Raw genomic sequence first — 12,257 nt, 5'->3', positions numbered from 1 at the left:
CCGGTTCGATGGACTGCGGTGGACGTCTGTGCCCACTGGGGGCAGCGAGGCGTCTCGGACGAGCGCCCACACTATCGGCTGGGCATGGCGGCGGCCCGCCGCCTGTGGATAACCCACCTGCGACGGGCCGTTCGTGACGTGTGTGTGCGTGTACGCGCGCGTGTCCGTGCGCGTTGTGTCCGTGGGGTGTCTGTGTGCGAAGCGCGGGCCGTCCGGTCAGACGGCGGCCTTCTTCAGCCGGCGCCGTTCGCGTTCGGACAAACCGCCCCAGATGCCGAAGCGCTCGTCGTTGGCGAGGGCGTACTCGAGGCACTCGGAGCGGACTTCACAGGCCAGGCAGACCTTCTTGGCCTCGCGGGTGGAGCCGCCCTTCTCGGGGAAGAAGGACTCGGGGTCGGTCTGGGCGCACAGCGCGCGCTCCTGCCAGCCGAGTTCCTCGTCCGCGTCGTCGACCAGCAGTTGCTGCACCAGCTCGGTCATGTGCGCCCCTCGTCTGTCTTTCGCGTCCCCGTGATGTAGCCGTTACCGATTTCGGCTGAACGACACGAGTGAAATTACAAGTGTGCTGCTCCGGGCGAGTCAAGCCGAGATCTGCTATTGAGCCCCTTATTCACTCTGCGGAACCAAGGCCATGCGGAAAGTGTTCAAATCGGCATAAACCTTGACATGCAGACGAGACCCGGAAGGGCCTCCGACCCCGCGCAGAGCCTGTACGGGGAAGGACGCCCGGACGTTCGATCTCGTTCCACTCGCACCTCGGAGCGAACCGGATCACAGTCGGATCACAAGATCGCATCGAGGTTTGAGCGCCCGGTTGTGCGCCATGTGTCCCGGGGGGCGCCAGAACAAACCTTTCGCCTCGGACATGAACCGGATGAGGTGAAGCATGTCCCACATACCGGGCGCCGAGTTGACAGTCGAAGGTGTCAACCGGTGTTCTTATGGGCATGCTCGCGAACTTGGCACTCACCTCGACCCGCTCCGCCGGGTCCGACGGTGCTGCCCGTGCTCGCCGTAGCTGTTGTTGCTGTTCCAGCTGTTGAGCCACACCTGCTCCAGCTGAAGGCCGCGTCTACTCGACCCGGTTTCCGTTCCCTCTGACCTTCTTTCACTGAGGAACCGCACACCCCTATGAACAGCGACAACGACCTCCAGATCGCCGGCGACATCCTCGAAGTGCAGCACCTGCTGCAGCCCCCGCGCGAGCACCCGGCCACCGTGGCCGAGTTCGTCGGGCTGGCGCGCTCCATCTCCGCCGACCGCTCGCAGTGGGAGCACCTCGTCGAGTACGACGCGACGACCCGCTGGTACCACCGGCTGCGCACGGGGCCGGGCTACGAGGTGTGGCTGCTGTCCTGGGTGCCCGGTCAGGGCAGCGGGCTGCACGACCACGGCCGCTCCTCCGGTGTGCTGACCGTCCTGGAGGGCACGCTGACCGAGCGCACCGACCGGGGCACGCGCGCGTTGGCCGCGGGCGCGCAGCGGGTGTTCGCGCCGGGGTACGTGCACGAGGTCGTCAACGACGCGCTGGAGCCGGCGGTCAGCCTGCACGTCTACTACCCGGGCCTCACCGAGATGCCGATGCACACGGCCTGCACGGCGGCCCCCGCGACGCACGACGAGGTCGACGTCGTAACCGCCTGACGCGTTGTCGTACCCGCCTGTAAGACTTGGCCCATGCGCATTGTGGTTCTGGCAGGCGGCATCGGTGGTGCCCGGTTCCTGCGCGGGCTGAAGAAGGCCGTGCCGGACGCGGACGTCACCGTCATCGGCAACACCGGGGACGACATCCACCTCTTCGGACTGAAGGTCTGCCCGGACCTCGACACGGTGATGTACACCCTCGGCGGCGGCATCAACGAGGAGCAGGGCTGGGGCCGGGCCGACGAGACCTTCCATCTCAAGGAGGAACTCGCGGCGTACGGCGTGGGGCCGGAGTGGTTCGGGCTCGGCGACCGGGACTTCGCCACGCACATCGTGCGGACGCAGATGATCGGCGCCGGATATCCGCTGAGCGCGGTGACCCAGGCGCTGTGCGACCGGTGGAAGCCGGGGGTGCGGCTGATCCCGATGACCGACGACCGGGTCGAGACCCATGTCGCCGTCGAGCTGGACGGCGAGCGCAGGGCCGTGCACTTCCAGGAGTACTGGGTACGGCTGCGGGCCTCGGTGCCGGCCGAGGCGGTCGTGCCGGTCGGTGCGGAGCAGGCGAAGCCGGCGCCGGGTGTGCTGGAGGCGATCGCGGAGGCGGACGTCGTGCTGTTCCCGCCGTCGAATCCGGTGGTGTCCGTCGGCACGATCCTTGCCGTGCCCGGGATCCGCGAGGCGATCGCCGAGGCAGGGGTGCCGGTCGTCGGCCTGTCCCCCATCGTCGGGGACGCGCCCGTGCGCGGGATGGCCGACAAGGTGCTCGCGGCCGTCGGCGTGGAGTCCACGGCGGCGGCGGTCGCCGAGCACTACGGCTCGGGGCTGCTCGACGGCTGGCTCGTCGACAGCGTCGACGTGGGTGTCGTGGAGCGGGTCGAGACGGCCGGGATCCGGTGCCGGGCCGTGCCGCTGATGATGACCGACCTGGACGCGACCGCGCAGATGGCGCGCGAGGCGCTGGCGCTGGCGGAGGAGGTGCGGGCGTCTTGAGCGAAGCATCTGGCGACGGTTACCGGGTCTGGGCCGTGCCCGGGATGCCCGAGGTGCAGCGTGGTGACGATCTCGCCAAGCTGATCGCCGCCGCCGAGCCGGGCCTGGTCGACGGGGACGTGCTGCTCGTCACCTCGAAGATCGTGTCCAAGGCCGAGGGGCGGATCGTCCGGGCGGTCGACCGGGAGGCCGCCATCGACGCCGAGACCGTACGGGTCGTGGCGCGGCGCGGGGCGCTCCGGATCGTCGAGAACCGGCAGGGGCTGGTGATGGCCGCGGCCGGGGTCGACGCCTCCAACACCCCTTCCGGGACCGTGCTGTTGCTGCCCGAGGACCCGGACGCGTCCGCGCGCACGATCCGGGACGGGCTGCGGGACGCACTCGGCGTCACTGTCGGGGTCGTCGTCACCGACACCTTCGGGCGGCCATGGCGCTCGGGGCTCACGGATGTCGCGATCGGCGCCGCCGGAGTCCACGTACTCGACGATCTGCGCGGGGGCACGGACGCGTACGGCAATCCGCTCAGCGCGACGGTCGTGGCGACGGCGGACGAGCTGGCCGCCGCCGGTGACCTGGTCAAGGGCAAGGCCGCCGGGCTGCCCGTCGCCGTCGTGCGCGGGCTGCCGCACGTGGTGGCCGAGGAGCACGGCGAGGGGGCGCGGGCCATGGTGCGCGGCGGGCGCGACGACATGTTCCGGCTGGGTACGTCCGAGGCGATCCGGACGGCGGTGACCCAGCGGCGCACCGTGCGGGCGTTCACCGACGAACCCGTCGACCCCGGTGCCGTACGGCGGGCGGTCGCCGCGGCCGTCACCGCGCCGGCGCCGCATCACACGACGCCGTGGCAGTTCGTACTGCTGGAGTCCGAGGGCGCGCGGGCAGAGCTGCTGGACGCGATGCGCGATGCCTGGATCGCCGATCTGCGGCGGGACGGCAAGAGCGAGGAGTCCATCGCCAAGCGGGTGCGCCGGGGCGATGTGCTGCGGAACGCGCCGTATCTGGTGGTGCCCTGTCTCGTCATGGACGGGTCGCACACGTACGGGGATACGCGGCGGGACGGGGCCGAGCGGGAGATGTTCGTGGTCGCCGCGGGCGCCGGCGTACAGAACTTCCTGGTGGCGCTGGCCGGGGAGCGGCTGGGGTCCGCGTGGGTTTCGTCGACGATGTTCTGCCGGGACGTGGTGCGCGAGGTGCTGGGGCTGCCGGCGGAGTGGGATCCGATGGGGGCGGTGGCTGTCGGGCATCCGGCGGAGGAGCCGCGGCCTCGGGCGGAGCGGGATGCGGGGGCGTTCATCGAGGTTCGGTGACGCTCTGTCGGGGTCGCCGGGCGCCTGCGGTTCGTGGGGGGCCGGAGTCTCGTTTGCGACTGCGGGATCGTGGAGGCTTGTCGCGCCCACGCGGCGGAGCCGCAAACAGATACAGCCCCGCGCCCCTTTAGGGCGTTGTGCGCACCGGCAGTCGTATGTACCGCCTAGTCTCGTGGGGCATCCCCGACACCCCCAGGAACTCTACTGTGGCAGGACGTTTTGCTCCCCGGCCCACCCGCGCGACCGTGCGCGGTGGGCATGTTTCCGTGCCGGCCGGCGTGCCGCGGCAGGCCTCCGCGCCGGGGCGGGTGCGGAGCGTGGTGCCCGACGGGCCGCTGGATCTCGGGCTCGTGCTGGGGCCGCTTCGGCGTGGCGGAGGAGATCCAACGTTCCGGGCGATGCCCGACGGGTCCGTGTGGCGGGCCACTCTCACTCCTGCCGGACCCGGCACGCTGCGGGTCTCCGTGTGCGGGGGCGAGGTGCGCGGGAAGGCTTGGGGGCCGGGGGCCGAGTGGTTGCTGGAGCAGTTGCCTGAGCTGCTCGGGGGCGCGGACGAGCCCGACGCGTTCGTGCCGCGGCACCGGTTGGTGGCGCTCGCGCGGCATCGGCGGCCGGGGCTGCGGCTGACGCGGACCGGGCTGGTGCTGGAGTCGCTGATTCCGTCGGTGCTGGAGCAGAAGGTCACCACCGATGAGGCGTATCGGGCGTGGCGGTTGCTGGTGCGGAAGTACGGGGAGCCGGCGCCGGGGCCTGCCGCGGGCGGGCGGCTGTGGGTGATGCCCGGGCCGCGGACCTGGGCGTTGATCCCGTCCTGGGAGTGGCACCGGGCGGGCGTCGACAACAAGCGGGCGTCGACCATCCTTCGTGCCGTGCGGGTCGCTGCGCGGCTGGAGGAGGCGGTCGGGATGGAGCCGGCGGCCGCACAGGCGCGGTTGGAGGTCGTGCCGGGGATCGGTCCGTGGACGTCGGCGGAGGTCGTGCAGCGCAGTCATGGGGCGCCGGACGCGGTGACCGTCGGGGATCTGCATCTGCCGGGCATCGTGGGGTGGGCGCTCGCCGGGGACCGGAACGCGGACGATGCGGCGATGCTGGAGCTGTTGGAGCCGTACGCGGGGCAGCGGCATCGGGCCGCGCGGTTCATTCTGCTGAGCGGGCGTACGCCGCCGAGGCGGGCACCGAAGATGCCGAGGACCGACATCGGGCGGTTGTGAAGTCGCCCGGCGTCGCGCCGTGGGGGTGGGTCGCGCAGCCCGGCGCTGCGGGGTGCAGCCTGCGCCCACCCGTGCCGCCCCAGCAGCACGACTGCCCGCAGGCCACGCAGCCCCTCAGCTCGACATCCGGTCCGCTACTGGTCGGAGGAGAACCGCACCGCCCCCGCCGGGATCCGCGCGTCGCACCACACGCGCATGCCGTCACGTAGTTCGTTGTCGGGGCCGACGATCGCGCCGTCGCCGATGACCGTGCCGGTCAGGACGGTGCGTTCGCCGACGCGGGCGCGGGTGCCGATGAGGGAGTCGGTGATGACGGCGCCGGGTTCGATGACGGCGCCGGGGAGGATCGTGGAGCCGAAGACCCGGGCGCCCTCGGCCACGAACGCGCCCTCGCCGACCACCGTGCCGCCCGTCAGTTTTGCGTCGGGGGCGACCGTGGCCGTGGGGAGGATGAGGCGGTCGCCGCAGCGGCCGGGGACCGCGGGGGACGGGGCACGGCCCAGGACCAGGTCGGCGGAGCCCCGGACGAAGGCCGCCGGGGTGCCCAGGTCCAGCCAGTACGTCGAGTCGACCAGGCCCTGGAGGTGGACCCCGGCCGACAGCAGGTCGGGGAAGGTCTCCCGCTCCACCGAGACCGGGCGGCCCGCGGGAATCGTGTCGATGACCGAGCGGCGGAAGACGTACGCCCCCGCGTTGATCTGGTCGGTGACGATCTCCTCGGGAGTCTGCGGCTTCTCCAGGAAGGCGAGGACGCGGCCCGTCTCGTCGGTGGGGACCAGGCCGTAGGCACGCGGGTCGGTGACCTTGGTGAGGTGGAGGGAGACGTCGGCGCCCGTCTTCTCGTGGGTGTCCACCAGGGCCCTGATGTTGAGGCCCGTGAGGATGTCGCCGTTGAAGACCAGGACCGGGTCGTCGGGGGCCGAGTGGAGGCGGGAGGCCACGTTGCGGATGGCGCCGCCCGTGCCCAGGGGCTCCTCCTCCGTCACGTACTCGATGTGCAGGCCCAGCGAGGAGCCGTCGCCGAAGTACGGCTCGAAGACCTCGGCCAGATAGGACGTGGCCAGGACGATGTGGTCCACGCCCGCCGCTCTCGCTCTGGCCAGTTGGTGCGTGAGGAACGGGACTCCGGCCGCGCGGACCATGGGCTTCGGCGTGTGGACCGTGAGCGGGCGCAGCCGGGTGCCCTTGCCGCCGACCAGGAGGATCGCTTCTGTCACCTGTCGTCTCTGCTTCCTGCCGGGACCGGCCGAACTGTCTTTCGGCCGGCCAGTGTATGCAGACCGTTGTGTGGCGCCTTCGACGACCGTGCGGCGTTCCGCGGTTCCACCCGGTTTCAGGCCCCCTGGCGTGAATGTGACCTCCTTGCCCAACTCCCCCGCGGAGTCCGGGACCTGTCCGAAGACAGGCCCTAGCGACCCTGGTAGCGCGCCGCGGTGGAGCGGGCCGTGCCGAGCTTGCGGTAGAGCTGCTTGCCCGGGCAGTCCGTGGCGTAGCCGTCACGGTGGCCGGAGATCACATTCAGACGTACGTTCTTACCCTTTCGGTAGAGATTGCCACCGCCCGACTTCAGATATGTCTTTCCGCGCGGATTGGCGCCGTAGAGCCCGAGTTTCCAGGCCGTGAGGCGCGCGATGGCCTTCAGTACGGCAGCGGGCGGCTTGTGCGAACCGAAGCCGCCGAGGACGGCGATCCCCATGCTGTTGTTGTTGAAACCGAGGGTGTGGGCGCCCTTGACCGCCTTCGCCACTCCCCCGGCACGCCCCTCGTAGATGTTTCCGCACTTGTCGACGAGGAAGTTGTAGCCGATGTCGCGCCAGCCCATGCTCTTGACGTGGTAGCGGTAGATACCGCGGATGACGGAGGCGGCCTGCGAACAGCGGTACCCGTTGCCGGTCGCCGTGTGGTGCACGAAGGCCGCCTTGACCTTCTTCGTGTAGACGAAGCCCTTCTCGCGCAGCCTCTCGTTCGCGCCCCAGCCGCGGCGCGTGATGATGCGCGGGCGCGGGCCGATGTACGGCTTCTTGTGCTGACTTGCCGTCAACTTGCTGCCGCGCAGGGCCATTAGCTCCCGAACGGTCGCGGTGCGGCTCAGTGCGGGAATCACGGTGGCACCGAGCGGGACGAGGTCGGCGTTGGCCGCGGAGGCGGCCAGGGACTCCTCCGACTCGGCGTTCTCGGTCTTCAGGGATGCCGCTTGCGCGGCATCCGTCGGACCGCTGTACGGCACGGCCAGGGCCGCGCCTCGGGTCGAGGTCTCCCCGCCGGGGTCCACGAGTTCCAGACGCAGGCCCGAGGGGAGCGCGGAGGCGGCGGGGACGGCGCGGGTGCCGCGGGCGGTCTCTCCACTAGGGCGGTCACCCTCGGCCCGGACCCGGACCTCCACGCCGTCGGAATCGCCCACCCAAAGTGGTGCGGTGGAGCCGCGGACGCGGCCCGAGGTGCGCTCGGCGGAGCCGGGGTCGGCCCCGTCGTCATTGTGCGTCTGGAGGTTCTGCCAGCGGGACCAGGCGCCCTTGTCGGTCGCCCGGGTGCGGACCTGGACCTGGCCGTGCAGTTCGGCGGCCGGGTCGTCCCAGATGACGCCGACCATCGAGAAGTGCGCCACGTCCTCGCGGGTGAGGCCCATTTCGGGGGCGGAGACGGGGGCGAGGGCGCGGTTGCGGGTGAGGGGGGCGACGGTTGCGATGGGCGCGAGGGGCAGCGACTGCGTACTGCCGGGGAGCTGGGAGCCGGCGATCACCTGCGCGGGTCTCGCGCCCTCCGGCGCCTGTCTCGCCGTCGCCGCGACCGCGGCTGCGGGCGGAGGCAGCGGGAGGGCGAGGGCGGCCGCGCAGGCGACGCCGATCGAGGACGCGATCGAGGAAGCAAGGAATCCACGCATGCTCCTGATCTTGGACATAGTCATACATATCTGTCCATCCGGGAACTGACGGACCGTCGGCTGCCGTTCCGCCGAACCGGTGGCACCACCACTCGGTGCGCGGCAGGTCGCCCGCGTACGCTTGCGCGGGTGAACGCCACCGACCGCACCCCTGCCGACCTGCTGTCTTCCGCGCTCGCCGCGGACCCCGGACGCCCCCTGGTGACCTTCTACGACGACGCCACGGGCGAGCGCGTCGAATTGTCCGTGGCCACCTTCGCCAATTGGGTGGCCAAGACCGCGAATCTGCTTCAGGGCGACCTGGCCGCCGGGCCCGGCGACCGGGTCGCGCTGTTGCTGCCCGCGCACTGGCAGACGGCGGTGTGGCTGCTGGCGTGTGCGTCGGTGGGGGCGGTTGCGGATGTCGCCGGGGATCCGGGGGCGGCCGACGTCGTGGTGAGCGGGCCGGACTCGCTGGATGCGGCGCGGGCGTGCCGTGGGGAGCGGGTCGCGCTGGCGTTGCGGCCGCTCGGCGGGCGGTTTCCGCAGGTCCCGGACGGCTTCGTCGACTACGCGGTCGAGGTGCCGAGCCAGGGGGATCGGTTCGCGCCCTTCGCTCCCGTGGATCCGGAGGAGCCTGCGCTGATCGTGGCCGGGCGGGAGTTCAGCGGGGCCGAGGTCGTCGAGCGGGCTCGGGCCGAGGCGACCGAGTTGGGGCTGACCGGGCCAGGGGCGCGGATTCTGTCGGGGTTGGCGTACGACACATGGGACGGATTGAACGCCGGGTTGTTCGGAGCGCTTGCGACTGGGGGGTCCGTGGTGTTGTGCCGGAACCTCGAGCAACTCTCGGACGAGGCGTTGGCCAAGCGGATCGAGAGTGAGCGGGTGACGGCTGTGCGCCGTTGAACGCCTTGCAGTCACCCACATGGGCCAGTAACGGCCGCCTCCACCACCCCCTCCGAGGCATCGTCGTAGGACGAGTACGTCCGTACGCCATGAGGGGTGGAGCCGCACGTGACCGACAACGTAGGCATGCCCGGGCGCGGGGCGGGGGCGTCTGCGAGCGGTAAGGGGCTGGCTCGGCGGCGTCGGCGGCGGTGGGTCCGGGGTGGGGGGCTGGTGATCGCCCTGGGGCTCGTCGCGGCCGTCGGAACGGGTTGGGTGCTGTACGCCAAGCTGGACGCGAACATCACCCCCGACGAGGCCGCTGCCGCCGAGCTCGCGCGGTACGAGAAGGAGCGGCCCACCTCGCTCGTCAAGGGCGCGCAGAACATCCTGCTGATCGGATCGGACACACGGTCCGGGGACGACAACGACGACTACGGGCGGGACTCCGGCACCGAGCGGTCCGACACGACGATCCTGCTGCACCTGGCCGCGGACCGGCGCACCGCCACCGCGATCTCCCTGCCGCGCGACCTGATGGTGGACGTCCCCGCGTGTCTGCGCGCCGACGGAAGCCGCTCCGAGCCGATGTTCGCGATGTTCAACTACGCCTTCCAGATGGGCGGTTCGGGCTGCACCATCCGGACCGTCGAGAAGCTCACGGACATCCGGGTCGACCACCACGTCGTCGTCGACTTCCACGGCTTCAAGGAGATGGTCGACGCGGTCGACGGCGTCCAGGTGTGCCTGCGCAGCCCGATCGACGACAAGGCCGCGAAGCTGAAGCTGCCCGCGGGCCGGGTCACGCTCGACGGCGAGCAGGCCCTCGGCTACGTCCGCGCCCGCAAGACGCTCGGCGACGGCAGCGACACCGACCGGATGGACCGCCAGCAGCGGTTCCTCGGGGCACTGGTCAACAAGGTGCAGAGCAACGACGTACTGCTGAATCCGGTGAAGCTCTACCCGGTGCTGGACGCGGCCACGTCCTCTCTCACCACCGACCCGGATCTGGCGAGCCTGCGCGGCCTGTACCAACTTGTGCGCGGGCTGCGTGACATCCCCACGGAACGCGTGCAGTTCCTGACGGTTCCGCGGGAGTCGTACGTCTACAACGCCAATCGCGACCAGCTCGTGGAACCCGAGGCGGAGAAGCTGTTCGAACGGTTGCGCAGGGATGCGCCGCTGGCGGTCGCCGAGGAAGTTCCCCGGGATTCCGCCACAAAGAGCGGCAATTTGACTGGGTCGTACGACTACTGGGAGTACGAGCGCGATGACGGAAAGTCCCGCGGAAAGCGGGGCGACGAGCCCTCGAACTCCACTTCTCCCGCCCCCACGTTCCGGGGCAGCACCGCCGCCGAAGACACGTGCGAGTAAAGCGCTTGCCAAATCACCGCACTTATGTCCGAGAAAAAGGACGAATTACCCCGCGGGGTGACGTGGAATTTGTCACCGTCGCACCTCGGCGCTGAACAGGGCGGTTAGTGTGAGCGATCCGGTGCATCCATCCGCGAGGTCCGTCCTGGCGTCTTGCACTGTGTGACCGAGACCCGAGCGCCTTGAGGGGGGAAGGCGCGCGCCCCGACGGAGGAATCGGACAACCGTGGACGCGCAAAGCCGTGGGCGGGCGAACGACATCGATCCCGCAGACCAATGGGTGCTCAATCCGAACACCGGCGAATACGAATTGCGACTGACCCCTTCCGCACCGCAATCGGCGGTGCCGGGGCCGCGCAGATCCACTCCCCGCGGTAATGCCGGCGCGGTACGCAGCCGTACGGCCGTTCCGGAGGCGCCAGGACGTCAGGTCCCGCCGCAGCGCCGACGCCGGGGTGTGCCCGAGGAGCCGCTGCCGGGACGGCGCGGTCGCCGGCCGGTCAAGAAGAAGGGCAAGGCCAAGAAGGTCCTGCTGTGGACCGGCGGGACCATGGCCTTCGTCCTGGTGGCCGCGGCCGGCGGCGCCTACCTCTACATCAAGCACCTCAACGACAACATCACGGCCGTCTCGGACGACGGCGCGAGCACCGGCGGCTTCGACAAGGACAAGGCGATCAACATCCTGTTGATCGGCACGGACAAGCGCACCGGCAAGGGCAACACGAAGTACGGCGACTCCGGCAGCGTCGGGCACGCGGACACGACCATCCTGCTGCACCTCTCCAAGGACCGGTCGAACGCGACCGCGCTGAGCATCCCGCGCGACCTGATCACCGACATCCCGGACTGCCCGACCCAGCAGGCCGACGGCAGCGAGAAGGTCATCGCCGGTACGAGCAACGTCCGTTTCAACACCAGCCTCGGCCAGGACGACCGCACGCCCAGCTGCACCGCGCGCACCGTCACCGAACTCACCGGGATCAAGCCGGACGACTTCATGGTCGCCGACTTCAACGCGGTCAAGACGCTGACCACCGCCGTGGGCGGTGTCGACGTCTGCCTGGGCAAGGACATCAACGACCCGGACTCGCACCTCAATCTGAAGAAGGGCATGCAGCACATCGCGGGCGAGACGGCCCTCGCCTTCGTGCGCACCCGGCACGCGGTCGGCTTCGGCGGCGACCTGAGCCGGATCACGCTGCAGCAGCAGTTCCTCAGCGCGCTGATGCGAAAGCTGAAGTCCAACTCCACCCTCACCGACCCGACGAAGATGGTGAAGATCGCCGAGGCCGGCACCAAGGCGCTGACCGTCGACTCCAACCTCGACAGCATCGGCAAGCTGAAGGACCTCGGTCTGGAGATGGGCAAGCTCAACCCGAAGAACCTGACGTTCACCACCGTGCCGGTGATCGACAACCCGGCCGAGAAGGTGCACGCGACCGTCGTCCTCAACCCGAACACGGCGCAGCCGGTCTTCGACGCGATCAAGAACGACGTCTCCTTCACCGCGGTCAAGGAGAAAAAGAAGAAGGAGGCCGCCGCGGTCGCCGCCCGGCTCAAGGGCACCAAGTCCGCCGCCTCCGAGGTGCGGGTGCGGATCCTCAACGGCGGCGCGGTCGCCGGCAGCGCGCAGGCCGAGCTGAACTACCTGCAGAACGACGCGGGCGTACTGAAGTCGGAGAACGCCGGCAACGCGCCCGCCACGCAGGCGAAGACCACGCTCGAGTACGCCCCGGACCAGGCCGACCAGGCACGACGGCTGGCAGCCATCCTCGGTCTGTCCGGCTCGCAGCTGAAGCCCGGCAAGAGCGTGACCAACGATCAGGGCCTGCCGGCGATAACGCTGACCCTGGGCAAGGACTTCCCGGGGGCGGGGAATTCGTACTCCGCAGCGACCAAGGCGCCGGACGTGGACAAGACCACGGCCGACAAGGTCGAGTGCGCCAAGTGACCTGACGGGCCTGTTGTGCGTCTAACAGGGCG

Annotated in this window: 10 protein-coding genes; 7 read left to right on the top strand and 3 right to left on the bottom strand. The window is 70.3% G+C overall.

What is annotated here, in order from left to right:
• Nucleotides 1-216 precede the first annotated feature (216 nt).
• Nucleotides 217-480 (bottom strand): WhiB family transcriptional regulator, encoded by a 264-nt coding sequence (locus tag ACFY1L_RS53600; protein ID WP_003975777.1) that lies wholly within the window; start codon nucleotides 478-480, stop codon nucleotides 217-219.
• A 651-nt stretch (nucleotides 481-1,131) separates the two neighbouring features.
• On the opposite strand from ACFY1L_RS53600, the gene ACFY1L_RS53595 reads away from it, so the two are divergent.
• The 4 genes from ACFY1L_RS53595 (at nucleotide 1,132) to ACFY1L_RS53580 (ending at nucleotide 5,155) form a co-directional block, all read left to right on the top strand.
• Complete coding sequence (locus tag ACFY1L_RS53595) at nucleotides 1,132-1,644, top strand: cysteine dioxygenase (protein ID WP_388842864.1); 513 nt, start codon at nucleotides 1,132-1,134, stop codon at nucleotides 1,642-1,644.
• 33 nt (nucleotides 1,645-1,677) lie between these two features.
• Nucleotides 1,678-2,637, top strand: a complete 960-nt coding sequence (gene cofD, locus ACFY1L_RS53590) for a 2-phospho-L-lactate transferase (RefSeq protein ID WP_388842863.1) — start codon at nucleotides 1,678-1,680, stop codon at nucleotides 2,635-2,637.
• The gene (locus tag ACFY1L_RS53585) at nucleotides 2,634-3,944 is read left to right on the top strand and encodes a coenzyme F420-0:L-glutamate ligase (protein WP_388842862.1); all 1,311 of its coding nucleotides are present in this window, start codon (nucleotides 2,634-2,636) and stop codon (nucleotides 3,942-3,944) included. The genes cofD and ACFY1L_RS53585 overlap by 4 nt, the downstream gene beginning before the upstream one ends.
• 206 nt (nucleotides 3,945-4,150) lie before the next feature.
• The gene (locus ACFY1L_RS53580; protein WP_388842861.1) at nucleotides 4,151-5,155 is read left to right on the top strand and encodes a DNA-3-methyladenine glycosylase family protein; all 1,005 of its coding nucleotides are present in this window, start codon (nucleotides 4,151-4,153) and stop codon (nucleotides 5,153-5,155) included.
• Nucleotides 5,156-5,289: 134 nt separating this feature from the next.
• On the opposite strand, the gene ACFY1L_RS53575 is transcribed toward ACFY1L_RS53580, so the two are convergent.
• Both ACFY1L_RS53575 and ACFY1L_RS53570 read right to left on the bottom strand, forming a co-directional pair.
• Nucleotides 5,290-6,372 carry a sugar phosphate nucleotidyltransferase gene (locus ACFY1L_RS53575; RefSeq protein ID WP_388842860.1) on the bottom strand — a complete coding sequence of 361 codons (1,083 nt, stop codon included), beginning with the start codon at nucleotides 6,370-6,372 and terminating at the stop codon, nucleotides 5,290-5,292.
• 191 nt (nucleotides 6,373-6,563) lie between these two features.
• Nucleotides 6,564-8,036 carry a peptidoglycan recognition protein gene (locus tag ACFY1L_RS53570; RefSeq protein ID WP_388842859.1) on the bottom strand — a complete coding sequence of 491 codons (1,473 nt, stop codon included), beginning with the start codon at nucleotides 8,034-8,036 and terminating at the stop codon, nucleotides 6,564-6,566.
• A 129-nt stretch (nucleotides 8,037-8,165) separates the two neighbouring features.
• Between ACFY1L_RS53570 and ACFY1L_RS53565 the strand changes: the two genes are divergently transcribed.
• The 3 genes from ACFY1L_RS53565 to ACFY1L_RS53555 all read left to right on the top strand — a co-directional run bounded on the left by ACFY1L_RS53565 (nucleotide 8,166) and on the right by ACFY1L_RS53555 (nucleotide 12,225).
• Entirely contained in the window at nucleotides 8,166-8,921 is a 756-nt protein-coding gene (locus tag ACFY1L_RS53565; RefSeq protein ID WP_388842858.1) for a TIGR03089 family protein, read from the top strand.
• 126 nt (nucleotides 8,922-9,047) lie between these two features.
• The gene (locus ACFY1L_RS53560; RefSeq protein WP_388842879.1) at nucleotides 9,048-10,274 is read left to right on the top strand and encodes an LCP family protein; all 1,227 of its coding nucleotides are present in this window, start codon (nucleotides 9,048-9,050) and stop codon (nucleotides 10,272-10,274) included.
• Between the two features lie 226 nt (nucleotides 10,275-10,500).
• The gene (locus ACFY1L_RS53555) at nucleotides 10,501-12,225 is read left to right on the top strand and encodes an LCP family protein (RefSeq protein WP_388842857.1); all 1,725 of its coding nucleotides are present in this window, start codon (nucleotides 10,501-10,503) and stop codon (nucleotides 12,223-12,225) included.
• Nucleotides 12,226-12,257 lie beyond the last annotated feature (32 nt).

It is taken from the genome of Streptomyces sp. NPDC001663, assembly GCF_042893105.1.
Classification (GTDB): Bacteria; Actinomycetota; Actinomycetes; order Streptomycetales; family Streptomycetaceae; genus Streptomyces.
This window is presented reverse-complemented; position numbering and strand designations above follow the sequence as displayed.

Bases quoted from the DNA above. Each gene is read 5' to 3' on its own strand.
- ACFY1L_RS53600 (WP_003975777.1), bottom strand. From the start codon at position 480: ATGACCGAGCTGGTGCAGCAACTGCTGGTCGACGACGCGGACGAGGAA.
- ACFY1L_RS53595 (WP_388842864.1), top strand. From the start codon at position 1,132: ATGAACAGCGACAACGACCTCCAGATCGCCGGCGACATCCTCGAAGTG.
- cofD (WP_388842863.1), top strand. From the start codon at position 1,678: ATGCGCATTGTGGTTCTGGCAGGCGGCATCGGTGGTGCCCGGTTCCTG.
- ACFY1L_RS53570 (WP_388842859.1), bottom strand. From the start codon at position 8,036: ATGCGTGGATTCCTTGCTTCCTCGATCGCGTCCTCGATCGGCGTCGCC.
- ACFY1L_RS53560 (WP_388842879.1), top strand. From the start codon at position 9,048: ATGCCCGGGCGCGGGGCGGGGGCGTCTGCGAGCGGTAAGGGGCTGGCT.